At 45.0% G+C, this 25,587-nt stretch carries 31 protein-coding genes and 4 tRNA genes; 17 read left to right on the forward strand and 18 right to left on the reverse strand.

The window, feature by feature from the left end:
- The first annotated feature begins 1 nt into the window (after position 1).
- From AEA42_RS11665 to AEA42_RS11685, 5 genes are all read left to right on the forward strand, one after another.
- Positions 2-1,258: a cyclopropane-fatty-acyl-phospholipid synthase family protein gene (locus tag AEA42_RS11665; RefSeq protein ID WP_037420850.1), complete on the forward strand. Its 1,257-nt coding sequence runs from the start codon at positions 2-4 to the stop codon at positions 1,256-1,258.
- Positions 1,259-1,300: 42 nt separating this feature from the next.
- A complete protein-coding gene (locus AEA42_RS11670; protein ID WP_239000508.1) occupies positions 1,301-1,852 on the forward strand; it encodes a DUF2878 domain-containing protein in 552 nt (183 codons plus the stop codon).
- Positions 1,853-1,872: 20 nt separating this feature from the next.
- Positions 1,873-2,421, forward strand: coding sequence for a chalcone isomerase family protein (locus AEA42_RS11675; RefSeq protein WP_055647813.1), 549 nt, complete (start codon positions 1,873-1,875; stop codon positions 2,419-2,421).
- Positions 2,409-2,960, forward strand: coding sequence for a DUF3833 domain-containing protein (locus AEA42_RS11680; RefSeq protein ID WP_037420845.1), 552 nt, complete (start codon positions 2,409-2,411; stop codon positions 2,958-2,960). The genes AEA42_RS11675 and AEA42_RS11680 overlap by 13 nt, the downstream gene beginning before the upstream one ends.
- 91 nt (positions 2,961-3,051) lie before the next feature.
- Positions 3,052-3,264, forward strand: a complete 213-nt coding sequence (locus AEA42_RS11685; RefSeq protein ID WP_055647829.1) for a hypothetical protein — start codon at positions 3,052-3,054, stop codon at positions 3,262-3,264.
- A gap of 75 nt (positions 3,265-3,339) precedes the next feature.
- Here AEA42_RS11685 and AEA42_RS11690 read toward each other — a convergent pair whose 3' ends face one another.
- Complete coding sequence (locus AEA42_RS11690; RefSeq protein WP_037420843.1) at positions 3,340-3,684, reverse strand: DUF3634 family protein; 345 nt, start codon at positions 3,682-3,684, stop codon at positions 3,340-3,342.
- 154 nt (positions 3,685-3,838) lie between these two features.
- Between AEA42_RS11690 and AEA42_RS11695 the strand changes: the two genes are divergently transcribed.
- The gene (locus AEA42_RS11695) at positions 3,839-4,024 is read left to right on the forward strand and encodes a hypothetical protein (RefSeq protein WP_037420841.1); all 186 of its coding nucleotides are present in this window, start codon (positions 3,839-3,841) and stop codon (positions 4,022-4,024) included.
- A gap of 57 nt (positions 4,025-4,081) precedes the next feature.
- Here AEA42_RS11695 and AEA42_RS11700 read toward each other — a convergent pair.
- The 4 genes from AEA42_RS11700 to AEA42_RS11715 form a co-directional block, all read right to left on the reverse strand.
- Positions 4,082-4,157 (reverse strand) — tRNA-Thr (locus AEA42_RS11700).
- Between the two features lie 21 nt (positions 4,158-4,178).
- Positions 4,179-4,254: transfer RNA gene (locus tag AEA42_RS11705), tRNA-Phe, on the reverse strand.
- Between the two features lie 445 nt (positions 4,255-4,699).
- Positions 4,700-4,775, reverse strand: a tRNA-Thr gene (locus AEA42_RS11710).
- A gap of 21 nt (positions 4,776-4,796) precedes the next feature.
- Positions 4,797-4,872 (reverse strand) — tRNA-Phe (locus AEA42_RS11715).
- A 387-nt stretch (positions 4,873-5,259) separates the two neighbouring features.
- Here AEA42_RS11715 and AEA42_RS11720 point away from each other — a divergent pair.
- The gene (locus AEA42_RS11720) at positions 5,260-5,811 is read left to right on the forward strand and encodes a cytochrome b (protein ID WP_055647814.1); all 552 of its coding nucleotides are present in this window, start codon (positions 5,260-5,262) and stop codon (positions 5,809-5,811) included.
- A 4-nt stretch (positions 5,812-5,815) separates the two neighbouring features.
- Positions 5,816-6,391 (forward strand): YceI family protein, encoded by a 576-nt coding sequence (locus AEA42_RS11725; RefSeq protein WP_055647815.1) that lies wholly within the window; start codon positions 5,816-5,818, stop codon positions 6,389-6,391.
- A gap of 72 nt (positions 6,392-6,463) precedes the next feature.
- Here the strand turns inward: AEA42_RS11725 and AEA42_RS11730 are convergent, their stop codons facing one another.
- Both AEA42_RS11730 and mutY read right to left on the reverse strand, forming a co-directional pair.
- Positions 6,464-6,742, reverse strand: coding sequence for an oxidative damage protection protein (locus AEA42_RS11730; RefSeq protein ID WP_037420816.1), 279 nt, complete (start codon positions 6,740-6,742; stop codon positions 6,464-6,466).
- A 9-nt stretch (positions 6,743-6,751) separates the two neighbouring features.
- Entirely contained in the window at positions 6,752-7,864 is a 1,113-nt protein-coding gene (mutY, locus tag AEA42_RS11735) for an A/G-specific adenine glycosylase (protein ID WP_055647816.1), read from the reverse strand.
- 179 nt (positions 7,865-8,043) lie between these two features.
- Here mutY and trmB point away from each other — a divergent pair, with 179 nt between their 5' ends.
- The 5 genes from trmB (at position 8,044) to AEA42_RS11760 (ending at position 12,394) form a co-directional block, all read left to right on the forward strand.
- Complete coding sequence (gene trmB, locus AEA42_RS11740) at positions 8,044-8,760, forward strand: tRNA (guanosine(46)-N7)-methyltransferase TrmB (RefSeq protein ID WP_055647817.1); 717 nt, start codon at positions 8,044-8,046, stop codon at positions 8,758-8,760.
- Positions 8,761-8,807: 47 nt separating this feature from the next.
- The gene (locus AEA42_RS11745) at positions 8,808-9,134 is read left to right on the forward strand and encodes a YggL family protein (protein ID WP_037420808.1); all 327 of its coding nucleotides are present in this window, start codon (positions 8,808-8,810) and stop codon (positions 9,132-9,134) included.
- A complete protein-coding gene (glsB, locus tag AEA42_RS11750; RefSeq protein ID WP_011621971.1) occupies positions 9,134-10,048 on the forward strand; it encodes a glutaminase B in 915 nt (304 codons plus the stop codon). Before AEA42_RS11745 ends, glsB begins: the two co-directional genes overlap by 1 nt.
- Positions 10,049-10,226: 178 nt before the next feature.
- Positions 10,227-11,048 carry a YggN family protein gene (locus AEA42_RS11755; protein ID WP_055647818.1) on the forward strand — a complete coding sequence of 274 codons (822 nt, stop codon included), beginning with the start codon at positions 10,227-10,229 and terminating at the stop codon, positions 11,046-11,048.
- A gap of 404 nt (positions 11,049-11,452) precedes the next feature.
- The gene (locus tag AEA42_RS11760) at positions 11,453-12,394 is read left to right on the forward strand and encodes a LysR family transcriptional regulator (RefSeq protein WP_011625622.1); all 942 of its coding nucleotides are present in this window, start codon (positions 11,453-11,455) and stop codon (positions 12,392-12,394) included.
- Positions 12,395-13,020: 626 nt separating this feature from the next.
- Here AEA42_RS11760 and AEA42_RS11765 read toward each other — a convergent pair.
- The 8 genes from AEA42_RS11765 to AEA42_RS11800 all read right to left on the reverse strand — a co-directional run bounded on the left by AEA42_RS11765 (position 13,021) and on the right by AEA42_RS11800 (position 20,086).
- Positions 13,021-14,868 carry a DUF885 domain-containing protein gene (locus AEA42_RS11765; RefSeq protein WP_055647819.1) on the reverse strand — a complete coding sequence of 616 codons (1,848 nt, stop codon included), beginning with the start codon at positions 14,866-14,868 and terminating at the stop codon, positions 13,021-13,023.
- A gap of 152 nt (positions 14,869-15,020) precedes the next feature.
- Positions 15,021-16,178: a radical SAM family heme chaperone HemW gene (hemW, locus tag AEA42_RS11770; protein ID WP_055647820.1), complete on the reverse strand. Its 1,158-nt coding sequence runs from the start codon at positions 16,176-16,178 to the stop codon at positions 15,021-15,023.
- A complete protein-coding gene (rdgB, locus tag AEA42_RS11775; protein WP_037420793.1) occupies positions 16,178-16,795 on the reverse strand; it encodes an RdgB/HAM1 family non-canonical purine NTP pyrophosphatase in 618 nt (205 codons plus the stop codon). The genes hemW and rdgB overlap by 1 nt, the downstream gene beginning before the upstream one ends.
- A gap of 114 nt (positions 16,796-16,909) precedes the next feature.
- Positions 16,910-17,344, reverse strand: coding sequence for a DUF4426 domain-containing protein (locus AEA42_RS11780; RefSeq protein ID WP_037420790.1), 435 nt, complete (start codon positions 17,342-17,344; stop codon positions 16,910-16,912).
- 73 nt (positions 17,345-17,417) lie between these two features.
- The gene (gene yggU / locus AEA42_RS11785) at positions 17,418-17,708 is read right to left on the reverse strand and encodes a DUF167 family protein YggU (RefSeq protein WP_037420787.1); all 291 of its coding nucleotides are present in this window, start codon (positions 17,706-17,708) and stop codon (positions 17,418-17,420) included.
- Positions 17,708-18,256 carry a YggT family protein gene (locus AEA42_RS11790; RefSeq protein ID WP_037420784.1) on the reverse strand — a complete coding sequence of 183 codons (549 nt, stop codon included), beginning with the start codon at positions 18,254-18,256 and terminating at the stop codon, positions 17,708-17,710. Before AEA42_RS11790 ends, yggU begins: the two co-directional genes overlap by 1 nt.
- Positions 18,257-18,330: 74 nt before the next feature.
- Complete coding sequence (proC, locus tag AEA42_RS11795) at positions 18,331-19,149, reverse strand: pyrroline-5-carboxylate reductase (protein WP_055647821.1); 819 nt, start codon at positions 19,147-19,149, stop codon at positions 18,331-18,333.
- Between the two features lie 223 nt (positions 19,150-19,372).
- The gene (locus AEA42_RS11800) at positions 19,373-20,086 is read right to left on the reverse strand and encodes a YggS family pyridoxal phosphate-dependent enzyme (RefSeq protein ID WP_055647822.1); all 714 of its coding nucleotides are present in this window, start codon (positions 20,084-20,086) and stop codon (positions 19,373-19,375) included.
- Positions 20,087-20,121: 35 nt separating this feature from the next.
- Here AEA42_RS11800 and AEA42_RS11805 point away from each other — a divergent pair, with 35 nt between their 5' ends.
- From AEA42_RS11805 to hemH, 4 genes are all read left to right on the forward strand, one after another.
- Positions 20,122-21,159 (forward strand): type IV pilus twitching motility protein PilT, encoded by a 1,038-nt coding sequence (locus tag AEA42_RS11805; RefSeq protein WP_037420775.1) that lies wholly within the window; start codon positions 20,122-20,124, stop codon positions 21,157-21,159.
- Between the two features lie 9 nt (positions 21,160-21,168).
- On the forward strand, positions 21,169-22,281 hold the full coding sequence (locus tag AEA42_RS11810) for a PilT/PilU family type 4a pilus ATPase (protein ID WP_037420771.1): 1,113 nt from the start codon (positions 21,169-21,171) through the stop codon (positions 22,279-22,281).
- A gap of 171 nt (positions 22,282-22,452) precedes the next feature.
- Positions 22,453-22,986 (forward strand): glutathione peroxidase, encoded by a 534-nt coding sequence (locus AEA42_RS11815; RefSeq protein WP_037420768.1) that lies wholly within the window; start codon positions 22,453-22,455, stop codon positions 22,984-22,986.
- 68 nt (positions 22,987-23,054) lie between these two features.
- Complete coding sequence (hemH, locus tag AEA42_RS11820; protein ID WP_086024055.1) at positions 23,055-24,038, forward strand: ferrochelatase; 984 nt, start codon at positions 23,055-23,057, stop codon at positions 24,036-24,038.
- 60 nt (positions 24,039-24,098) lie between these two features.
- Here the strand turns inward: hemH and ruvX are convergent, their stop codons facing one another.
- The 3 genes from ruvX to yciH all read right to left on the reverse strand — a co-directional run bounded on the left by ruvX (position 24,099) and on the right by yciH (position 25,515).
- Positions 24,099-24,524, reverse strand: coding sequence for a Holliday junction resolvase RuvX (ruvX, locus tag AEA42_RS11825; RefSeq protein WP_055647823.1), 426 nt, complete (start codon positions 24,522-24,524; stop codon positions 24,099-24,101).
- Between the two features lie 29 nt (positions 24,525-24,553).
- A complete protein-coding gene (locus tag AEA42_RS11830; RefSeq protein WP_037429424.1) occupies positions 24,554-25,117 on the reverse strand; it encodes a YqgE/AlgH family protein in 564 nt (187 codons plus the stop codon).
- Positions 25,118-25,185: 68 nt separating this feature from the next.
- Entirely contained in the window at positions 25,186-25,515 is a 330-nt protein-coding gene (gene yciH, locus AEA42_RS11835) for a stress response translation initiation inhibitor YciH (protein ID WP_037420757.1), read from the reverse strand.
- Positions 25,516-25,587: the final 72 nt, after the last annotated feature.

The following is a 25,587-nucleotide window of genomic DNA, read 5'->3' on the forward strand; positions in this document are numbered from 1 at the left end:
TATGGAAAACACTGCATCGCAATCTTCAGTTGTTACGGCAAAATTGCCTGACAGTCTTGCCCGTAAGCTACTGCTCAAGGCCTTAGAAAATCTCCCTAACGGATGTTTAACCTTAGTCGAGGGGGATAAAAGCTATCGTTTTGGTGAGCACCACAGTGAGTTACATGCAACGCTAGTCGTGAAGCATCCGAGCTTTTATCGTCAAGTGATGTTTTCAGGCTCGATCGGTGCAGGTGAGGGCTATATTCAAGGCCATTGGACCAGCCCTGACTTAACCAAAGTCGTGCAACTTTTTGCTCGAAATCTGCCGTTACTTGACCAGATTGAAGCTAAATTTAGTTGGCTTACTGGCTCGATTAATCGCTTTAAGCACTTGCTTAATCGTAATTCTCAACAGGGCTCTAAGCGTAATATTCTTGCCCATTACGATTTGGGCAATGCGTTGTATGAGCAGTTTTTAGACCGTGAAATGCTGTATTCCAGTGCCTTGTATCCCCATAGCGAGGCAAGCCTTGCTGATGCGCAGCTACACAAGCTCAAAACCATTTGCGAACGGCTCGATTTAAAGCCGGGGCAAACCCTATTAGAAATCGGTACTGGTTGGGGCGCTTTGGCGATTTACGCAGCTAAACATTATGGCGTGCACGTTACGACCACTACCATCTCCGATGCCCAATATGCCTATGCTAAAGCGCGGGTCGAACGTGAAGGGCTAAGCGATAGTGTGACGTTGCTGACCGAGGATTATCGAAATCTTAGCGGTCAATACGATAGATTGGTGTCTATCGAGATGATTGAAGCCGTAGGTCATGAATATTTGCCTGGATTCTTTAAAAAGCTGGAATCATTGCTCAAACCCGAAGGGCGGATGTTATTACAGGCAATCACTATTTCAGATCAGCGTTACGATAGTTATCGTAAAAGCGTTGATTTTATTCAGCGATATATTTTCCCTGGCGGCTGTTTGCCTTCGGTTCATCAAATGGTTGGCCATTTGGCGAAGCGCACCGATATGCAGGTCTGGTCGATTGATGACATGGGCTTAGATTACGCCAAAACCTTAAAGGATTGGCACGACAACTTTGATCGTTCCGTTGCCCAAATCCAAGCCCTTGGTTATGGTGAAGATTTTATTCGCATGTGGAAGTTTTACCTCAGTTACTGCGAAGGCGGATTTTTAGAGCGCACCACAAGCACTGTGCATTTAGTGGCTGTACGCCCCGGGTATCGTTTACCTAATACGATTAACCGTAGTTAACGTCGCGCAGAGATGCTCTCTATGGTCAGATACATTCAAAATATGTCTAAGCTTCAAGGAGTTATTATCTACAACGCCTTGAGCTTTCAGTGTGTTTGGTGGAGTAGCATCTTATGGGGTAATCGAGTGTTGTTACTCAATATCTCATTGTTATTGATTCATTTTATACTGTTGGCTTTGGTTGAAAACCGACAAGCTGTGTTTCGGGACTTCAGTACCATGATTAAGGTGGGGTTGCTGGGTATTGCGATTGATACCTTGCTCACTTTGTTCGGGGTATTTGAGTTTACCGTTTTACCTTGGTGGCTCGCTTGTCTATGGCTGCATTTTGCCTTGAGCCTGCACCATAGCCTCGTTTTTATGCGTGCTTTACCTATTATTTTGCAGGTTATATTGGGTGGTGTTTTTGGCAGTCTTAGCTACATTGCGGGCGCGCAATTTAATGCGGTGACGCTTCCTTTTGGCGAAAGTATTTCCATGATTATCCTTGCTGTTGTTTGGACTATCTTATTGCCGCTGTTTATCAAAATATCCCGTAGTTATAGGCAGATAAGGCGTTATGGGCTAGAACATCGTCGCTTGTGTGATCGTTAATTTTCAAGTGGAGGAATCGGATGTCTATGCTATCGACTAAAACGTATCTTAGCGCCATCTTTGGGTTGTTACTCCTTTTTCCTGGATATGCAAATTCAACCGCTACGGTCGATAACTCGGTGACCCAGGATCTTGTTGAGGTTGGGCGCGGCGAAATGGATTGGTTGTGGTTCAACTTATATAAAGCTCGTCTGATGACTCCAACCGGTCAGTATCAGCAGGGGGAGTATCCGCAACTGTTAGATATTGAATATTATCGTGATATTGATGCTGCAGATTTACTGGAAGCCACAGCCGACCAATGGCGACATCTAGGTTACGCCGATACTGATATTGGTCACTGGCTTAATTTACTAAAGGGCATTTGGCCTGATGTCACGCCAGGTGATCATTTAAGTTTTAAGATTATCGATGCAAACCAGAGTCAATTTTATTTTAATCAACAACCCCTCGGGCTTATCCAAGAACCACAATTTGCACAGGCTTTTTTAGCGATTTGGTTATCGACTAAAACCAGTCGTCCAAGTTTACGAGCGCAATTACTAGGAGAAAAATCATGCGATTGTTAAAGCTAAATTGGACTAAAAATGTCATCTTAAGTTTATTGATGCTCAGCCTGTTATCTAGTTGTTCCTCGGTTGAAGTAGCTGATTATCAAGGTACAAATCCACCATTAGTATTGGAAAAATTCTTTAATGGCCCGCTTAAGGCATCGGGCATCGTTGAGGATTTTAGTGGCAAAGTGATCCGTAAATTTAATGTCACGATGGAGGCGAGTTGGCAAGGGAACGAAGGCGTTATCGATGAATGGTTTGTCTATGATGACGGTGAAACCCAAACCCGTATCTGGCGTATAACCTCCCTAGGTGATGGACAGTATACCGGCACGGCAGGCGATATTATTGGTACTGCAGTAGGTGAGGCGAGGGGAAGCGCGCTGCGCTGGCGCTACGATATGTTATTGCCTGTTGATGGTGATGAATACCAAGTGCATTTTGATGATTGGATGTTTTTAGTTAATGACAATACCATCATCAATAAAAGCGACATTATTAAGTGGGGGGTTACCGTTGCTAAGGTGACTTTAGTGATCCAAAAGCTAGATTAAGCGGCTTGCGGCCATGGTTAACGGTATGGCTTGGCTAATAATCGCTCTCTGACTGCTCTAGACTGGCTCAAAGCAATCTATCGTGAATCATATAATGAAAAAGTATTGGATGTTACTGGCTGTGTTAGCAAGTATTTCATTAACAGCTTGTTCTAACATTGATTTTCGTTTCGAAGACACTTCAGAGAAACAAGCAGATCCTCATCAATCGAGTGGCGATCCTATGGTGCAAGATAATGAGCGCCGTGTTCGTGATGCGCGCGAAGATGGAAAGCTAGAGCCAAAGGATCCGATTAAATTCTAAGATTGATCAATCTCAATAGAGTTTGAGTGGATTGTGCAGCCCTTACTTTGACATAAGGGCTGATGATTCGGAAAATTAACCCGCTTGACGACTATTATCCACTGTCTTCTTATCGTAATACTCAAAGGGAAATTGATTACGGATCCTTTGTTGTAGATTGTCATTTACATTGGCAGATATATGTAGTCGGACGTCGGTATTTTTCTCGGCTCTGATAGTACAAGTGAGTTTATCTGCTTTAGCAAGATGTCGACATTCCTTCTCGAAACGCTCGGGGATTTTGCCTTTGTGGTGAGTCATACGGCCGTCTTTAAAGTGCATTTCGAAAATAGTCGATCCCTTCTTACCACCAAATATCAGCTTATAAACCAGAAACAAACCAATTGCGATAAAAATAAGTTTAAAAATCGTAGCTGTCATGATGTCTCCTATCTTATGTTTATAGAATAAAGATACTCTGGAGTAGCAATGTTTAACAGTGCGCTAACACGCAATTTTAATTTGGCAACGTTAGGTTTATGACCTAGTGTTAATCAATTAAGGAAATATCATCCCCTTCGTTAAGGAAAACGCTATGTACCTATCAAATGCAGACCGTTGGTCGTTATTGTGTAAAATGCAAATTGAAGTGATCGACAAATTATCTTCGCACTTTCCTGAGCGAAAAGAGCCGCTAAGCGAGTTAACTCATGGTTGGCGACACTTGCAGCATCAAGTCCAAACTGGAGATAGGCCGATAGTGCATGAGCTGATAAAGTAAATTGCTAAAATTACAGATACAAAAAAGCCACTCAAAGAGTGGCTTTTTTGTTTTTTATGGTGCCGGCACCAAGAGTCGAACTCGGGACCTACTGATTACAAGTCAGTTGCTCTACCAACTGAGCTATGCCGGCTTAACTTTTACTGCTGAATAATGGTGCCCGAACCCGGAATCGAACCAGGGACACGAGGATTTTCAATCCTCTGCTCTACCGACTGAGCTATTCGGGCAACTAAACTAAGCGTTAGTTGTCTACTTCAAACAGTGCTTAACACCCCATTCGTTCGAAGTGCGCGTATCATATAGTGCACGCTTTCAGTGTGCAAGCCCTTTTAATTCGACTGACCAAGTATTAAACAAAATGCGCAATATTTATCGCTTTACTTGAATGTGAAAGGCTTACTTAGCCTAACTATCAATGGCTTAATACAATTAAATAGTGGGAGGCGCGAATAACACCTTAGTCTCTGCCTCCGAACTTTGAAAATTGGCAAAGTTTAAGTGTAAAGCCGTAAATCAATATTTGTTTGAATGGTGTCAGGAGCAAAAGTCGAGCTTGGAAACCGCTGCAATTATCGAGAGCAGGTTGGTTGTGACTTAGAGTGGAGTTATATGATTTGACTGAAATCCCAGATACAAAAAAGCCACTCATTGAGTGGCTTTTTTGTTTTTTTATGGTGCCGGCACCAAGAGTCGAACTCGGGACCTACTGATTACAAGTCAGTTGCTCTACCAACTGAGCTATGCCGGCTAAACTTTTACTGCTGAATAATGGTGCCCGAACCCGGAATCGAACCAGGGACACGAGGATTTTCAATCCTCTGCTCTACCGACTGAGCTATTCGGGCAACTAAACTAAGCGTTAGTTGACTACTTAAAACTGACAACTCAATGCTGTCTCATTCGAAGTGCGGCTATATTAGCGAGGGTATTTAGCCGCTGCAAGTGCTTTTTCCTGATAAATGATGTGTTCGACTGTTTAATGTGCACTTTGGCTGTTTTTTATCTATAAACCTATCAAAATCGGTTCAGTTTAATATCACTAAGTTGTATTTCCACTCGAATATATTGCCTTTACTAACCTTGCTATCAGCTTCAAAACGTTAAAATGACAAACATTCTAAATTTTAGAAAGATATAAGCTATTTTTACTGATTTTAGTTTTTAATTTTAGTTCTATGATAATGACTATTATTTAATTATGTGGCAGAAGTATAAAGGTTCGGAGTGGCAGTATGTTTAGAAATACTAAGTTAAGTTATGGACTTATTGCTATTGCAAGCCATTGGTTGAGCGCTGTAGCCGTGATTGGATTATTTGCCATGGGGGGTTGGATGGTTGAGTTGACCTACTACAGCCCATGGTACAAAACGGCTCCACATTGGCATAAAAGCGTCGGGATTTTGCTGCTGGCGGTAACGTTATTTCGTTTAGTTTGGCGTTTGATTAATCCAAAGCCTGCACCAGAGCAAAATCATCAGCCATGGGAAAAGGTTACTGCCCAGATTGCCCATGGCGCGATTTACCTCTTATTACTGCTGATTATGGCCGCAGGCATTTTGATTTCAACGGCAGAGGGGCGAGGAATTATGGTGTTTGACTGGTTTGAGTTACCTGGTCTGACGCCGCTGATTGAAAATCAGGCTGATATAGCGGGGGATATTCATCAATATGCCGCCTATAGCTTGATTGCTTTGGTTGTACTGCATGCCTTAGGTGCTCTAAAGCACCATTTTATCGATAAAGATTCAACATTACTCAAGATGATTAAATTTAACCGAGGATAATATAATGAAAAAACAACTATTAGCGGCTTTGATTGGCGGGTCTTTACTGGCACCTATGGCTGCATCTGCTGCCGATTATGTGATTGATCGTGAAGGTGCCCATGCCTCTATTACCTTTAAAGTGAGTCACTTAGGTTATAGCTATGTGGTTGGCCGTTTTAATGATTTCAGCGGTGATTTCAGCTACGACGCTAAAAATCCAGCTGCAGCCAAAGTGAATGTAAAAGTGAACACCTTAAGTGTGGATTCAAACCATGCTGAGCGTGATAAACACATCCGTAGCGCTGACTTTTTAAATGCTGCTAAATTTGCCGAAGCGACTTTCGTTTCTACTTCGGTTGAAGATAAAGGTAATGGCGATATGGTTATCAAGGGTAACTTCACGCTAAACGGTGTGACTAAACCACTTGCGATTCAAGCGCATGCTGTGGGTGAAGGTCAAGATCCTTGGGGCGGATATCGTGCCGGCTTTACCGGTACTACCACCTTTGCGATGAAAGATTATGGCATCAAGATGGACTTAGGTCCGGCATCTGCCAATGTTGAATTAGATTTAGTGGTAGAAGGTGTGCGTAAGTAAGCACGCCATTTCTCCTGTAACAAAAAAGCGCTCTTAGGCGCTTTTTTGCTATTTATGGATAGGCACTTAGGCTTATTCTTGATCTTTTTCAGGCACAAAGCCTTCAATTTCAACGTCTTTACCTTCGAACAGGAAGGATGTCATTTGCTCTTCTAAAAACTTACGATCATCAACATTCATCATGTTGAGTTTCTTTTCGTTAATCAGCATGGTCTGTTTTTTCTGCCATAGGCCCCAAGCTTCTTTACTGATGTTATCAAAAATGCGTTTACCTAAATCACCTGGATACAGTTGAAAGTCTAGGCCGTCGGCTTCTTTATTTAAATATACGCAATTGACTGTACGCGCCATGATTATTCCTTACTGCTTACTGACTGTAGCGGTTATGAGTGACTCCAAATTGGCTAGCACACGCTCGGTTGCGGCGGCGAGCCCCACTTTGGAAGGTTGATTTATGTTATACCAGAGAGACTGATTTTGTTCCATGACTGCGCCCACGATCTGTTTACCCGCGGTTTGCTTGTTGTAGCCATTCGCGTGACTATCTAAATTCAGTAGCATGGGCTGAATATCTAAATGGAAATGGCTAAAGGTATGCCTAAAACCAATTAATGGTTCGAGTTGAGCGGCTTTATAACCTTGGGCTTCAAGCTCTGCATTGAGTGCGGCTTGAGTATTAAACTCGGGGAAGCACCAGAGTCCGCCCCAAATGCCAGCAGGAGGGCGCTTAGCCAAGAATACTTGATTATCTTTGAGCAAAACCAACATCCAAGCAGATTTCTCTGGGATAGTTTTCTTCGGTTTTTTACCTGGGAAATCGGTTTGCCTACCCATAAGTTGGGCCTTGCAATCGATAGCCACAGGGCAAGCGGCGCAATTTGGTTTGCTGCGAGTACAAATACTGGCACCAATATCCATCATGGCTTGGTTATATTTTTGAATATCCTGCTCTGGCGTTAACTGTTCAGTTAATTGCCAGAGTTGCTCCTCCACTGGTTTTTGTCCAGGCCAGCCCGCAATCGCGCCATGTCTTGCTAGGACGCGCTTAACATTGCCATCGAGGATCGGATGCTGCTGCCCAAGTGATAGGGATAGCACAGCACCCGCTGTCGAGCGGCCAATACCTGGCAGTGCTAGCACTTTCTCAAAATTCGTCGGGAATTGTCCTTGATATTCATCGCGGATCATCTTAGCGGCTTTATGCAGATTGCGAGCTCTGGCGTAATAACCAAGGCCAGTCCAATGGTGCAATACTTCATCATCCGGGGCGTTAGCGAGGGCTAATACATCGGGGAAACGCGTCATAAAACGCTGGTAATAGGGAATAACAGTCGCCACCTGAGTTTGTTGCAGCATAATCTCTGAAACCCATACACTATATGGGGTTTTATCTTGCTGCCAAGGGAGGGTTTTACGACCGTGGGTGTCGTACCAATTAACGATACGTGTTGCAAAGGAGGCTGTAGATTTCATCGGCGCAGTGTAGCGGGAGATAGGGCGGCAAACAAGTCACTCTCACAGGAAAAACAGTGCTAGATTCGCTCCGGCGAAGAATCTTGTTATACTTCGCCTCCATTAGTGCTTGCACTGTAAGTTGAACTTTGGATAATGCCCTTCTTTTTAGAGGGTGTTGTCCACGAGACGAGGCAAAAATGAGCGAAGTCACTACCGCTGAATTTAATGAAGAAGGCAAGTATCTGCGTAAGATCAGAAGCTTTGTCCTAAGAGAAGGGCGTTTGACTAAAGGTCAAGCGCAAGCCATTGAGACTCAGTGGCCAACAATGGGCTTAGATTACAGCCCAACACCATTGGATTTAGCCGAAGTTTTTGGCCGCGAAGCTGACACTGTACTGGAGATTGGTTTCGGTATGGGCGCTTCTTTAGTGCAAATGGCGCAAGAAGCACCAGAGCTGAACTTTATCGGTATTGAAGTCCATAAGCCTGGTGTTGGCTCATGCTTAAGTGATGCCGCTGTCGCGGGCGTGACCAATCTTCGTGTGTATCACCATGATGCGATGGAAGTATTAGAACATGCGATTGCCGATGGTAGCCTGACGCGTGTGCAGTTGTTCTTCCCCGATCCTTGGCATAAAAAGCGCCACCACAAACGCCGTATCGTACAAGCTGAATTTGCCGAATTGATCCGCCGTAAACTGAAGATTGGCGGCGTATTCCATATGGCAACCGACTGGGAAAACTACAGCGAACATATGCTGGAAGTGATGAATGTGGCGAGCGGTTACAAGAATCAATCTGCCGATGGTACTGTTGTACCGCGTCCGGATCATCGGCCACTCACGAAATTTGAAGCCCGCGGTCATCGCCTTGGCCATGGCGTATGGGATCTGATGTTCGAGCGTATCGCTTAATATCGTTATCTTTTTATTGGTTTTTTAACACAACGGGGAAAATCACTATGGCAACGAATCGTAGCCGTCGTTTACGTAAGAAAATGCGCGTCGATGAATTCCAAGAGTTAGGTTTTGACATCACTTGGACGTTCGATGCATCAGTCTCTGAAGCTGAAATTGATGCAACTGTCGATAAGTTTATTGATGAGGTGATTGAAGCCCGTAAGCTAGGCTTCCATGGCGGTGGTCATATCGAATGGGAAGGTATTATTGCGACCCAAACTATCGGCAAGTGCACCGAGGAAGATATCGCTGCTGTTAAGGCATTCTGGGCGGGTCAAAAAGTGACTCAACTCGAAGTTAGCGAACTGTACGATATCTGGTGGAGTTAATGCCAGAACAGGCGTTATTAGAGGAAGTGGTCGACAAAGTTCGACCCTTGCTCGGCCAAGGAAAGGTTGCTAATTATATTCCTGCGCTCGCCAATGTTGATGCTGGCAAATTGGGCATTGCCGTGACCACTATTGACGGTGAAACCATAGGCGCAGGCGATTACCTTGAGCCATTTTCAATTCAAAGTATTTCTAAAGTTTTCAGCTTAACCTTAGCGCTAACTTTATATGAAGAAACAGAAATTTGGAGCCGCGTCGGCAAAGAACCCTCGGGACACTCCTTCAATTCATTAGTCCAAGTCGAACTCGAGCGGGGTAAACCTCGCAATCCCTTTATTAATGCTGGCGCATTAGTCATCGCTGACTTATTACAGAGCCGTTTAGGGGCACCTAAGCATCGGATGTTGGAATTGGTCAGGGCGCTGAGTCAAAACGATAAAGTTTGTTTCGATAAGCAAGTGGCGGATTCTGAATATCAGCACAGTGCTCGCAATGCGGCCATCGCCTATCTGATGAAATCCTTCGGCAATTTTCAAGGTGATGTCGATACAGTGCTGCGCACTTATTTTCATTACTGCGCCTTAAAAATGAACTGCGCCGATCTATCGCGGGCGATGCTGTATTTAGCTAATCGCGGTAAAACCTTAGATGGCACTGAGCTTATTTCGCAAGTGCAGACTCGGCAGTTAAATGCCCTGTTAGCAACCTCTGGCTTGTACGATGGCGCTGGTGAGTTTGCCTATCGTGTCGGAATGCCTGGCAAAAGTGGTGTCGGTGGCGGCATTATTGCGGTGATCCCTGGGGAGCTCTCGGTCTGCGTTTGGTCACCCGAATTAGATAACCAAGGTAACTCCCTTGCGGGGACGGCGATGCTTGAGCATCTCAGCCAGCGTCTCGGACGTTCAATCTTCTGATTTACCTCTTTTATTAGCCCCCTTAGGCTAAATATTGGTGAAAATCACTAATCATCTATCGGTGCTAATTTTTATAACTCCATACTAATCATATTGTTAAAAAGTTGGCACATCTTCTGCTATTTGTCTTTTAGCATGTTAGCTTAGTCGAATTACTCAGATTAAAGGATGAACCACAATGAAAATAAATACGCTATTAACTGGAGTGGCATTATCGGGCGTTATTTTAGGTGCTTCTGGCTTGCAATCAGCACAAGCGAAAACCGAGCCGCAAATTGATGAGCGCTGTGAGGTTTCCCTTAATTATGATGTGAGAGTCGAACCTAAAAAATTAGTGATGAGCGAGAAGGGCGCCGAGAAGTATCGTATCGAGGTTGACAAGTTATACGTTGAAGGCAAGCAGGTAACCTTAACTGATAAGCAGAAGAAGCTAGTTAGCCAATATGCCGATGAGGTGTTAACTCAGGTACCTGAGGTGATTGAATTAGTCAATGAAGCGGTTGCACTGGCCTCTCAAGCTGTGAGTATGGCGTTAACGCCATTGATGGGCGATGCCGCTGGCGCTAAGTTTGATGAAATGATGGCAGGTGTGCAGAAGCGTGTCGATGCCGTAGCCTACAAGCAGGGCGATAGTTTTTACCTTGGTGCGACCGAAGAGTCGATGCAAAACACTTTTAACGATGAGTTTGAACAGGAAATAGAGCAAATCGTGCAAAACTCCATTGGCACCCTGATAATGAATATCGGTGGCCAAATTCTTGCCGGCGATGGTGAGTCCTTCGATGCTAAGATGGAGGCATTTTCACAAAAAATGGATAGATTAGGCGATGATATTGAGCAGCAAATTGAATCCCAATCCAAGGGGATTGAAGCGAAAGCCGACCGTTTATGTGACCGTTTTGAAAACCTGCTAGTGCTTGAAAATCAACTGCGTAAAGAAGTGCCTGAGTTAGCACCTTACGTGTTGACGCAAAACACTCACCACGAATTGCGTGAGTAGATATCGCAGAAGATATCTAAGGGAATAAACAGGTTTTTATGCTAGAACGTTTGCCTAGCTGGCAAAATGAATAAAGCAGTATAAATGATCAATGCCTCAGCACCTTTGTGTTTGGGGCTTTTTATTGGGGAATTGTTACCAAGCACCTTGATATTAATCCCAATGCTTGCGGCTATTTAGTGTGGAATGTTACATTCTTCAGACTAATGTTTGGTATACTCTTAAAATATAATGAAAAGCTGGCAACTCAGTCAGATAAAACACTCTACTTTAGCTGACTTTTTCGGTTTAAATCTCTACAACGAACCCATTTGCTGTGAGATATTAAGGCGTTATGGAATGCTGCATTCCTGCGTTATTCCGAAAGTTTAAATCACTGTCGAAACTGCTTAAGGCGACTTTCCATGTTAGAACTGTTAGAACCTATTGCGATTTTTACTCATGTGGCCAGAGCCGGAAGTTTCAGTGCGGCCGCAAGAAGGCTTGGGATCTCTAAATCTAAGGTTAGTACGCAGGTAGCCGATCTCGAGCATAGACTCGGTGTTCAACTGATCCAGCGTACTACTCGCAGCTTAAGTTTGACTGAAGCTGGGCATTTGTTATATCTGCAAGGTGAAGAGTTACTCCGCGATGCTGAGCAGGCGATTGCTAGCGTGCATAATTTAAACGATGCGACCCGCGGCGTGTTAAAGGTGGGTATTTCTCAGTCCTTTGGCGCTATGCATATCATTCCCGCACTGCCATCCTTTATGGCAAAACACCCTGAGCTCGAACTGCAAGTCAGTTTGCTTGATCATAAGGTGGATGTGGTCAGTGAAGGTTTAGACTTACTGTTAACTATGTCTGAGCAGCTTCCCCTTGGTATGGTGGCGCGACCTTTGATGAAGTGTCAGTTCCTACTCGTTGCCTCACCCGATTATATTGCTAAGCATGGCGAACCTTCGCGTCCAGAGCAATTAGTCGACCATAACTGCTTAGTGTATCAAGGTGAGTGGCATGAGCACAGCATGTGGCAGTTTAAAAAGGGCGATGATTACTGTGAGATAGGTGTCTCTGGTAACTTTAGGGTAGATAACGCTCCAGCTTTAAAATCAGCTGCGATCAGTGGCTTAGGGGTTGTATATCTTGCTAGTTACTTGATGGAAGATGAGATCGCTAAAGGTACCTTGGTGCCACTATTGAGAGATTGGCAATTGACTCATCATTTACCGCTACAGGCGGTGTATCCACGTCGTAAGCATTTAGCGCCTAAGGTGAGTGCTTTCATTGAGTTTATTAAAGACCATATTGGTAATCCGCCTTATTGGGATATCCCTTATGCTGAACTTTTCAGTGAGCGTCAGTAATTTTGGAAACATTGTTCTTAAAATGCGTTTAATGCGTTTTGGAAACGTTTGATGATATTTTAAGTTAAATGAAATCAGTTGCTTATATGTTTTTTTGTCTTGCATTTTAGTTTGGTTTTTTAGCATTGTCTAAAACAAGTTTTTGAAGCTTGTATTGAGGTCTGTTCTTAAATGAATACAATGATTGCCAGATGATTCGGAATGACCTGAGTCCTATGCTTTTATTGGAAATGACCCCTTTCGATATGAGTGTACAGGTCTGCAATATTGCGGTTTCGAATCACCGCCAGCAGAAGTTTGCGAACTAAAACAATGTTGGCTTTTAAACCATCATCCTAGTTTTTGGTTTACCTCAGCTTATTAGGCTGAGGTAATTTTTTTCTGATGGTTTAATCGTGGGAAATGAGTTTTGTCTCTCTGTACCCTAAAGTCACACCGAGTGTTAAGTATTGAGCTTAATTCATCAAATATAGTGATCCACAGTGAGATAGGGTTTTATGACCAAGCTGGTGATAAATCCAATAAAAAAGCCACTTGATAGTGGCTTTTTTATTGGCTGCGATTTAATCACTTCATTCGCAACGGTGTTCAAGGGAGACTAGCGTGAGCCTCCCAAGGTTTGAAGCTTAGGTTTTGTTAACACTGGCAATCCATTGATCGACTTGCTCTTCCAGCACATCCAAAGGCAGCGCGCCATTTGCCAAGACTAAAGTATGGAAATCCCGGATATCAAACTTATCACCCAGTTGTTTTTCCGTCTTGTGTCTCAGTTCGAGTAACTTAATCATCCCAACTTTATAGGCTGTGGCTTGCGATGGCATAACGATATGACGCTCCACCATTTTCTTCGCATCGGATTTTGCGTTAGGGGTATTATCGACGTAATAAGCAATCCCTTGTTCGCGGGTCCATTGCTTGGCGTGAATCCCGGTATCGACCACTAAACGGCAAGCTCGCCATAACTCCATCGCCAGTCGACCAAAATCGGAGTATGGATCGGCATATAAGCCCATTTCTTTCGGGAAAGACTCACTGTAGAGCCCCCAACCTTCGATATAGGCGGTATAGCCACCGAACTTACGGAACTTAGGAATATCCTTCAGCTCCTGCGAAATGGCGATTTGCATATGGTGGCCTGGGATCCCTTCGTGGTAAGCCAGTGCTTCCATTTGGTATTTGGGCATGGCCTTCATATCGTAGAGATTAGCGTAGTAGCTGCCAGGGCGAGAGCCATCGGGCGCCGGTTGTTCATAAAAGGCTTTACCCGCAGATTTCTCCCTAAAGGCTTCAACCTGTTTGACTATCATGGCTGCCTTTGGCTTGACCTTAAAGACTTCATCCAAGCGTGAGCGCATATTATCGATAAGCTTGGTAGCATCGGCTAAATATGCCGCCTTGCCTTCGGCGGTATTTGGATAATAGAACTGTGGATCATCGCGCATAAAGGTGAAGAATTCTTGCAAGGTGCCGTTAAAATTCACCTTTTTCATAATGGCGCGCATTTCATTATGGATGCGTTCCACTTCGGCAAGACCGAGCTGATGGATTTCATCCGCCGTCATGTGGGTAGTCGTCGTGCGTGCAAGGGCATTGTTATAAAACGCCTCGCCGTCGGGGAGTTTCCAAACCCCATCGCGGGTATCGGCCTTGGCTTCTAAGGTTTTGATATAGGCGATAAGCGTCTTGTATGCAGGCTCAACTTGCGAGACTAGTGCTTTTTCAGCTTCGGCAATCAGTTGGGCTTTTTCTGCCTCGGAGATGCTGAGTGCATTCACTTTTTTGCGAAAATCCGCCAACAGTGCACTGTCTTCGCCTTTATCGAAGGGGGCGCCTTTAATGATGTTTTGGCTGTCAGATATCACGTAACCGAACACAAATTTAGGCGCAATAATGCCTTTATCAGCGCGCACTTCTAGCGCCTGTTGCAGTTGGCTTAGGCGTTTGGGCACGCTATTTAAGCGGCTGATATAGGCCTTAGCATCGCTGACATCGGTGATCTGGTGTTGATTAATCAGGAAGGAGGCGATCATCGAGTGGCCGCCATGCATCTGATTTACTGGGTAGTTATGGTAACGCCACTGATAGTCTTTGATATCGTTATTCAGGTTTTGGGTGAGTAACGTCAGGCTTAGGCGAGTTTGGGGGTCAAGCTTACTCGCATCTAGTTGATTCACTTCGGCCAGTTGTTTCTTAGTGCGCGCCAATTCACGGGCATCCGCCTCGTCGCCAATGTCATCCCACTTATCATAGTCCTGCTTAATGCCCATATAGGTTTGCGCAATGGGGCTTGCCATGATGTTTTCCATGAAGATGGTTTCAAACAAGGCATTGGCTTTTTCTGACTCGCTTTGGGCTGCAACACTTGTACTGGTCACATTATGTGAGTCATTTAAGCTGGGCACTGCATAGGAAGGCAGTGCAAGCAGGACGGAGAGGGTAAATGCGACTAAGCTGATGTTCGTTTTTATTGGCATGATCAGGCTTCCTTAACAATGTTCAGGCAATTCTAAAGAAGCAGGGGAAAAATGTATGAATATAAATGTTAGAAAATGTGTTAGCCATAAAAGATGCTTCATCGAAGAAACTAGGCTAACACATTATTTATATGGGGAATTTAATCAGTGAATTAACAAAATTGCGTTAGTAAATCGTTCACAAACATGTGACCTTTACTGGTTAATTGCCAATGTTCAGCCGATTCGGTGAGTAAACCCCGTTGTTTGGCCTTTTCCATCCCATCCTTTAAGGTGTCTCGGTGTAAACCGGTTCTGTCTTCAAACTCTTGTTTAGGGATTGGCGTCATTAGGCGCAGACGATTCATCAAGTATTCGAGGGCGCGATCTTCTTGAGCGACTTTAGTTTGTTCGAAGGTATAGTTGCTGGCCGCTAAATAACCTTTAGGGTGTTTGATTTTGACCGTGCGAATGATGCGATTTTCTTCAGGTAAGGTCACTTTGCCATGGGCACCGCAGCCTATACCTAAATAATCGCCGAACTGCCAATAGTTAAGGTTATGCCGGCACTGATAGCCAGGTTTGGCATAGGCCGAGATTTCATACTGCTCATAACCGAGTGCCGCTAACTTTTGTTGCCCTTGTTCGTAGATCTGCCAGAGATCTTCATCGTCGGGCAGTTGCGGTGGCTTGGAGTGGAACAAAGTATTGGGCTCAATCGTTAGTTGATACCAAGACAAATGCGGTGGATTAAGTGCGGCTGCGGTATCGATATCTGCCATGGCTTCGGTGAAACTTTGATTCGGAAGTCCATGCATCAAATCCAAATTAAAACTTAAATAACCCGCTTGGCTGGCTTTTTGGGCGGCGGTTTGGGCTTCGTTTTGATCGTGAATTCGCCCCAGCAGATTAAGCTTATCCTTAGAAAAGCTTTGTACCCCAATCGATAACCGAGTGACCCCGGCGGCGCGGTAGGCACTAAAGTCATCGTGCTCTAGGGTACCAGGGTTGGCCTCCATGGTGATTTCAATATCGTCACTAAAGGGAATTAGCGCGTTGGCGCCATCCAATATCCTTTTGATTTGATTGGCATCAAATAGAGACGGCGTTCCACCACCAATAAAAATAGTGTGCAGCTTACGGCCCTGTACTAAGTGCAAGTCTTGGTGTAAGTCCGCTAGCAGCGCATCCACATAGGCCTTTTGGGGTAATTCGCCATTTTGCCCATGGGAGTTAAAGTCGCAGTAAGGGCATTTTTGTACACACCAAGGGATATGGATGTATAAGCTCAACGGCGGCAGGGTTAACTGAGGTGACACATTCACTGACATTATTGGGCGTTCCCGTCGGTAAATACGCCTTTTTCCTGCATGGCAGCAATCAGTTGCACTAACGCTTTACCACGGTGACTCAAGGCATTTTTCTCGTCACTGCTCATTTGGGCTGCGCTGCAATCATGGTGTTCTGGAATAAAAATCGGATCGTAACCATGGCCGTTGTCACCCCGTTGTACGAAATCGATTTGGCCTTCCCACGCGGCTTGGCAAATGATGGGCGTTGGGTCTTTCGCATGGCGCATATAGACTAAAACGCATTGGAATCTGGCCGTACGCGGCGCAGGATTATCCTTTAATGTGTCTAAGAGTTTTAACACATTGTCTTGATCCTTGGCATTCTCCCCCGCATAGCGCGCAGAGTAGATGCCCGGTGCACCTTGGAGTAAATCGACTTCTAATCCCGAGTCATCGGCAATGGCGGCAAGTCCAGTAATTTGTGCCGCATGTCTGGCTTTGATAATGGCGTTTTCGACAAAGGTGGTGCCCGTTTCGGCCACTTCGCTAACGTTAAATTGGCTTTGTGGCAGCACTTTTACGCCGTAGGCGGCGAGCATTTGATCGAATTCGGCAAGTTTACCTTTATTGCCACTGGCGAGGACGATTTGTTGCATGGGATACCTATTTCATTGAGCGATGTTTACGGCGGCAATGATACCCAAGCTGAGCGGTAAAGGACAGAAAAAGGCAGGACGATAATTGATATCGTCCTGCCTGTGAGGCTGAGATTATTCGACGTAGAACTTTTGTTTAAACTGTAGGTTAGTATTCAGCTGGTTCCTATACTTGATGGCGATGTTGAAATTAATCTCTTGATCGTCGCGGTATGGGACTTCAGCAATATAGTAAATGGCCTTACCTTCACGGATTTCTCTAAATTTTAAATCGATACGCGCATCGAGTAAGTTATTGGCAACACCGGTTATTTCAACAGGCACGGCGGGTGAGCCTTCTTCACTCGTATCTAATACCGCGATGTTGATAATACCTTTGTAGCTACTACGCTCAATGCCATAGGTTTTAGCAATACTGGGGGTCAGAAAGGTACTTCCTAACGCGATATAATGAATATCAAAATTACCGACGGTTTCTTTTTGCTCGGCATTAGCGACACCACAAAGGCTAGCTGTTAATGCGAGCATGATTAGGAGGTTACGTAACATAATGTTGTACCTTAACTTAATATGAGAGATTGCTTGATTATATGTATCTGAACCTAGACTTCCAACGCTGTGTTTATTCGAGCAGTGTCGCGATTTCTGTCGGGACGTTTTTAGGAGCGCTAATCCGTACCTGTTTATGGCGCCCCAATTCGCCCTTAAGGATGTGAACATCGCTTTTAGGGACTTTAAAGGCCTTGGCTAAATACTTGCTTAAATGGGCATTAGCCTTGCCATCAATAGGCGGGGCGGTAATGGCGACTTTTAACTCATCACCATGAAGCCCAACTATCTGATCGCGACTCGCTTTAGGTTGAATATACAAATTAAGCAGCAAGTCGCCTTGCTGCATAATGACTGCGCTCATTAAATCACGGCCCAAAAAGGTACGTATTGCGCCAACAGCATGTTGATAAAGTTCATGCCGATAATCACCAACATTACCGACAGATCTAAGCCTCCAATTGGCGGAATGATGCGGCGCACTGGGGCCAAAATGGGCTCGGTTAATTGCCCCATAATCATCACGATCGGATTATAGCCTTGATTGAACCAGCTCAAAATCGCCCGGATGATCAACATCCAAAACAGCAAAATGCCCGTCTGTTTGATGACAGTGACAAGCGCAAATACAAAGAACAGCACAATATCAATAGCGCCACCGGCGATAAGGCTCAATAGCAAGACTTTTACGATGACAACCAATAATGCCAACACAAACGAGGCTGTATCAAATCTTCCTATTGATGGGATCACTCGGCGCATTGGGGCGATGAGTGGGTGAGTTGCTTTCACGATAAATTGACTAAAAGGGTTATAAAAATCGGCCCGTGCCAAGGGGAGCCAGAGCCGCAAAATCACTACCATCAAATACAAATCGAAGAGTGTGCTGATCAAGAAGGTTAATGCATTCATCGAGATTTCTGCCTATATGAGTCCAATTAAAAACGCCCGTTATCTTTGTTTGAGCCGTCGGGAAAGTGGTTTAATTAAAATGTTTTTGCCATTTCTTCTGCGCGATTAATGCAGTTTTCCATGGCATTTTTTACGACGCCACGGAGATCTGCCGCTTCGAATGTGGCGATGGCTTGCGCCGTTGTCCCACCTTTAGAGGTGACATTTTCCCGTAAATTACCCAGCGTGAGCTCAGGATTTTGTTTAGCCATCATAGCAGCACCAAGGGCGGCTTGCTGCACTAAGCTTCTGGCTTTGGCTTCATCCATGCCCATTTGTTTACCCGCATCAATCATCGATTCCATCAGCAGGAAGAAATATGCTGGTGAGCTACCAGCAAGGGCAATGACTTGATTAATTTCAGATTCTTCATTTACCCACACTATTTCACCGCCGCTGGACATCAATCGTTCAGTAATGGCTTTTTGTGCATCCGATAGGGGTTGCGGTGCGTAGAGTCCCGTCATGCCGACGCCGATTTGCATTGGGGTGTTTGGCATAGTGCGAACCAGCGTGATCGGTTGTGCTAAATACTGGCTGTAGCGTTCAGCTTTAATCCCCGCGGCAATAGTAATGATCAGCTTGTTTGACATATCAATGTTTTGCAGTGCTTGGCAGACTGGTTCCATCAACTGCGGCTTAACGGATAATACGATGACATCGGCATCTTGGGCGGCGCTGACATTATCTTGGGATACAGGCACACCAAAGTCGTGAGCGAGAGCGTCGAGTTTACCTTGGCTTGGGTTGGTCGCCTGAACCTGTGATGCTGGATAACCGCTACGAATTAAGCCGCTGATAATACTACGGGTCATATTGCCCGCGCCGATAAAGCAGATTTTTTGTTGACTCATGTGTACCCCATAATGTCTGGCCTAGGGCTGAATCCTATGGTTCAGCGATGACAAAATTAGACCGGATAAAAATTTCTATTTAATGTTTCTTTACAGTATTTGGGCTTTAGCCTGTAAAAACAAGACCAAATACCGAGTCAGTCGCTATACCTTAGTTTTCAATCTGTGATAGCGACAGTTGGCAATGACCTCTTTAATGGCAATGGGTTTGATACTTATCGACTCAATTGATCGTTTTTTTTGAGGAATAATCCCGCTCTCCAAAGATGGCGCTGCCAATTCGCACCATGGTTGAGCCGCACTCGATAGCGATGTCCAAATCATTACTCATGCCCATTGATAGTGTATCGACATCGGGATAATGCTGTTTCAGTGTTTCGAATAACTGCTTTAGCTCGGTAAGTTCCCGGGTTTGCTGGGTAATGTTATCGGTTGCAGTGGGAAGAGCCATTAAGCCTCTGAGCCTTAACTGCGGCAGTTGGCTGATGATATTGGCTAGCGGTAGCATTTGCTCGGCATCGATACCAGATTTTGTGTCTTCATCACTGATGTTGATTTGAATACACACATTAAGTGGCGCAAGGTGAGCGGGGCGCTGTTCATTGAGCCGCTGGGCAATTTTTTCTCGGCTAAGGGTGTGCATCCAATCGAAGTACTGGGCAACTAATGCGGTCTTATTGGATTGTAGAGGCCCAATAAAATGCCATTCAATATCGGGATGAGTATCTTTTAGCGCTTCAATTTTTGTCGCACCTTCTTGAACATAGTTCTCACCAAAGCAACGCTGGCCTGCATTATAGGCGGCTATAATATCTGCGATAGGTTTAGTTTTACTGACGGCAAGTAAGCGAATAGTGTGAGGTAAGCGTGCGCATTTTTGCGCCGCTTGCGCGATCCTGCTCTGGGCGTGGGCGAGTCTGTCTGCTATTGTTGTCATGATGTAATTATCTAGTTGCAAGGATATCCCAAACTATGGAAATCACTGAGTTATTAGCTTTTAGTGTAAAACACAAAGCCTCGGATCTACACCTCTCTGCAGGGATATCTCCCATGATCCGTGTCGACGGTGAAGTGAGAAAAATCAATCTGCCCGCGCTCGATCATCAGGGTGTACACAGCCTTGTTTATGACATTATGAATGATAAACAACGCAAGGACTTTGAAGAACATTTAGAAATCGACTTTTCGTTCGAAGTCCCTAATTTAGCGCGTTTCCGTGTGAACGCCTTTAACCAATCTCGCGGCGCTGCGGCGGTATTTCGTACCATTCCCAGTGATATCTTGTCACTTGAGCAGCTAGGTGCGCCTGAAATTTTTAAAAAAATTGCCAGTTTTCCCCGTGGGTTAGTGTTAGTCACTGGGCCTACAGGTTCGGGTAAGAGTACCACACTTGCGGCCATGGTCGATTACATCAATGAAAACCGCCATGATCATATCTTAACCATTGAAGACCCAATCGAATTTGTTCATCCCAACAAGCAATGTTTGATTAACCAACGGGAAGTACATCGCCATACCCACAGCTTTAACGCGGCACTGCGTAGCGCACTGCGTGAAGACCCTGACGTTATCCTCGTGGGTGAGATGCGTGACCTTGAAACCATTCGTCTGGCGATGACGGCGGCTGAAACGGGTCACTTAGTTTTTGGTACCTTACACACCACGTCGGCGGCTAAGACTATTGACCGTGTGGTTGACGTTTTCCCTGCCGGTGAAAAGGACATGGTTCGTACCATGTTATCTGAATCATTACAGGCGGTTATTTCACAAACCCTGATTAAGAAAATCGGTGGTGGCCGTGTTGCTGCCCACGAAATTATGATGGGTACGCCCGCTATCCGAAATCTTATCCGTGAAGATAAAGTGGCGCAGATGTACTCTGCCATTCAAACGGGGATGGCCCATGGCATGCAAACTCTTGAGCAGTGTCTGCAAAACTTAGTTAACCGTGGCCTCATCACCCGTGAGGATGCCATGGCGAAGAGCTCAAACAAACAAGCGACGTTTTAAGGATTTATGATGGATGTCCGTCCGTTTTTAAAAGTCATGGTGGAGCGTAAAGCCTCAGACCTGTTTATTACCGCAGGTTTTCCGCCGAGCGCCAAAATTGATGGCGAGTTACGCCCATTAGCCGAGAGTGCCTTTACGCCCGCGCAGTCTTTGGATTTTGTCGAGTCCGTGATGACGGAGGCGCAAAAGAAGGAGTTTCACACCACTCGCGAGTGTAACTTTGCTTTTGCGGTTAAGGAGTTGGGGCGTTTTCGTGTCAGCGCATTCTGGCAGCGTGAGTCTCCGGGTTGTGTTATGCGCCGGATTGAGACCAAAATCCCTGAAGTGGATGATTTAAAACTGCCACCGATTTTAAAAGATCTGGTGATGAGTAAGCGTGGACTTATCATCATGGTGGGGGGTACCGGGACCGGTAAATCGACGTCCTTAGCTGCATTAGTCGGTTACCGCAATGCCCATGCCCGCGGGCATATCTTGACGATTGAAGACCCTGTGGAATTTGTTCACGATCATCGCAAAAGTATCATTACTCAACGTGAAGTGGGCATAGATACAGAGTCCTTTGATGCGGCGCTGAAAAGCTCGTTGCGTCAGGCGCCTGATGTGATCCTTATCGGTGAAATTCGAACCCAAGAAACCATGGAATTTGCGCTCTCCTTTGCTGAAACGGGCCATCTGTGTATGGCGACACTGCATGCTAACAATGCTAACCAAGCATTAGACCGGATTATGCACTTAGTGCCAGAGAGTAAACATCAACAGCTATTATTCGATTTGTCACTCAACCTGCGTGGCATTGTGGCGCAGCAGCTGGTGGCTAAAGTTGATGGAACAGGGCGCCGAGCGGCGATTGAAGTCTTGATCAATACGCCACGTGTCGCGAGTTTGATTGCTAAAAACGAGCTGCATTTGCTCAAAGAAACCATGGCCAAATCGAATGAGCAGGGCATGCAGACCTTTGACCAAGCTCTGTTAAAGCTCTATGTCGATGGGGAGATCAGTTATGCCGACGCGCTTCACCATGCTGACTCACCCAACGACTTGCGGTTAATGATTAAATTGCAAAATAAAGAACCCGCCAGTTCGAGCTTTATGGAAGGCGTGACCTTGGATATGGATTAATCCTATTTTGTCGTGTGTTAAAGCAGCTCGATTGAGCTGCTTTTTTATCAGCTAAAGCAATCGATAACTCCTTGTAGCTTTTATTTTTTTATTCAATATGATCTTTACCGTAGCAAGTGACGTAATAAGAATAAGTTCGCCTATCTTGGATCATTGAATAAGAAGGACATTATGATGAAACTCCCGCTATTTATCTTGACTAGCTTGATGAGCACCAGCGCTTTGGCGGCAACATGCCCAAGCTACCTTGATGTTGAAGTGCGTAAATTGCACTCAGAACAGAGCGTTAACTTATGTGAGCTCACTCAGGGTAAGCCTGTGCTGCTGGTCAATACCGCCAGTAATTGTGGTTATACGCCGCAATTTAAAGCCTTAGAAGCACTCCATCAACAATATAAAGATAAAGGGTTAGTGGTAATTGGTTTCCCTTCGGATGATTTTTTCCAAGAGGAGAATGATGAAAAAGACACGGCTAAGGTGTGCTACATCAACTATGGTGTCACCTTCACCATGCTCGCGACGTCTCCCGTCCGAGGTAGTGATGCTAACAGTGTATTCAAATACTTAGGCGATAAAGCTGGCTCACCCAAGTGGAATTTCTACAAATACGTAGTGAGTGGCGATGGCAATACTGTGCAGCAATTTAATTCTAAGGTTAAACCCGATAGTGCCGAGCTTAAGCAGGCAATAGAATCCGTGCTTTAATGCCCAATTTATTCATTTACAAATTTTAAGAGGCTACTTTGGCTAGGTTTTCAGGATTATCAAAAGAGATGGGCCACGCAACGCGTGGCAAAGTGGGTGTGTTGTTACTTAACCTTGGCACGCCAGATGCGCCAACGGCATCGGCCGTAAGGCGTTACCTTGCAGAGTTTTTATCCGACCCTCGGGTGGTAGAAATTCCAAAACTCCTCTGGATGCTGATTTTACATGGCATAGTGCTGCGCGTTCGCCCAGCAAAGTCCGCGGCACTTTATCAAAAGGTGTGGACAGAAGCTGGGTCGCCACTGATGGATATCAGTTTGCGGCAAACGGCTAAATTGTCCGATAAATTAACCGCCGATGGTTATCCAGTGTCGGTTCACTTAGCTATGCGCTATGGAAACCCTTCAGTGGCAAACACGTTAAAGGATATGCATAAGCAAGGGATTGATAAGATAGTTGTTTTACCCTTATATCCCCAATATGCTGCGCCGACAACGGGTTCCGCTTTTGACGCTATTGCCAAGGAACTTTGTCAATGGCGCTATTTGCCCTCGCTGCATTTTATTCATACTTATCACGATAACCCTGAGTTTATTGCTGCATTAGTCAATTCGATTCGTGCCGATTTTGACAAACATGGCAAGCCACAAAAGTTAGTGCTGTCTTACCATGGTATGCCTGAGCGTAATCTTCATCTGGGTGACCCCTATTATTGTTTTTGCATGAAGACCACTCGTCTTGTGGCTGAGCAATTGGGTTTGGCCAAAGATGAATTTGCGATTACATTCCAGTCACGTTTTGGTAAAGCTAAGTGGTTACAGCCTTATACGGATGCGACGATGGCGGCTCTGCCGAGTCAAGGTGTGCGTGATGTTGCGATTGTGTGTCCAGCATTTAGTGCCGATTGTTTAGAGACGTTAGAAGAGATCGTGGGCGAAAATGGCCATATCTTTACTCATGCTGGGGGGGAGAAGTTCCGTTATATTCCAGCGCTAAATGATAATGATGACCATATCAGCATGATGGCGAGCTTGGTTAAACCCTATCTGTAAGCTTTATAACAGTTGAGATAAAAAAGGATAGCTCAGGCTATCCTTTTGTTTTATTGCTTATTATTCGCCGAAATGATTTTCAAAATAGCTTTCGACAATCAATACGGCTGACACAGCATCAACTTGACCTTTGGTGAGGGCTTTGAAGCCGCCGAGTTCAAATAGCCTAGCTTTTGCATCTGTGGTGGTGAGTCTTTCATCCTGAGTGACAATTTTGACCCCAAACTTAGCGTTTAGTCGGTTGGCAAATTTTCTTGCTCTGTGGGTCATTTCTTGTTCTGTGCCATCCATGTTGAGCGGTAAACCCACGACGACTAAATCGGGTTGCCACTCTTGGATGAGTTTGGCTATTTCATCCCAATTTGGAATGCCATCAACGGCCTTAAGAGATAAAAGTGGTGTTGCGCTGGAGGTAATTTGTTGCCCTACGGCAACGCCGATGCTTTTTGTCCCAAAATCAAAACCTAACACGGTTTTAGTATTCATCTGATATTAACTCGTTAAATAAAGTGAGATTAAGCGTGGCCTGCCTGTGTTGAAAGTTGCCAAGCCTCAAATCCCAGTGAACGGCTAGCTTGTTGCCATCTATCTTCGTGGTTTACTTCAAAGAGTAAGGTGTGATCAGCGGGGATCGTAAGCCAAGAGTTATCGGCAAGTTCTTGCTCTAACTGATTTTTACTCCAGCCAGCATAACCTAATGCTACGAGAAACTTATCTGGCGAGCGCTTACTGCCTATAGCGGTTAATACGTCTCGAGATGTGGTAAGCATCAGTCCCGAGCCTAATTCCGTACTATTGGCCCAATAGGGTTGGGAAGTATGTAGTACAAAACCTCTATCTTGGGAGACTGGCCCGCCCATTAAGACTTGCGCTCCCATTGCAAAATCGGCAGACACTTGCTCTGTTGGGAGATCCATCTGCTCGAGCAAGGAGTTAACTTCAATGCCCAGCGGTTTATTTATCACTAGTCCCATGGCGCCTTTTTCATCGTGCTCACATAAATAGATGACGGTGCGCTCAAAAAAAGTGTCATCGAGTGATGGCATGGCGATTAAAAAATGGTTCTGCAAACTCTCCATTAAATGCTCCGTTCAGCCCATATGCATTGATCGATAGATAAAATCCAGCTACTTAGGATCGTGGCGTATCAACCGCCGGCTAATTTGACTTTATAGTTTTGTTTTTCAAGCAACTGTTTGAGTAGTTCACGGTTATCGGTTTGCACTTCGATCGTGAAATCTTTAACCGTCCCACCACAACCACATTGTTTTTTAAGTGTTTGTGCTAGTGCTTTTAGGCCAGTATCGTCAAGCCCTAGGCCTGAAATGACCGAGACACCTTTACCTTTACGGCCTTTGCTGTCTCTGTGGATACGCACAATGCCATCGGATGCGGGGAGTGCTTTTGCTTCTGGTTCGGCAGTAATGCGACCTTTATCAGTGCTGTATACTAAGGAAACGTTGGGATCTACTCTCATAAGTCATCTTTTATCTGAATGTAAACTGCTTAAGTCTATCAAATTCATTATGCTTCGTGGAGGTAAAAAGTA

It is taken from the genome of Shewanella sp. Sh95 (assembly GCF_001308045.1).
Taxonomy (GTDB): domain Bacteria; phylum Pseudomonadota; class Gammaproteobacteria; order Enterobacterales; family Shewanellaceae; genus Shewanella; species Shewanella xiamenensis.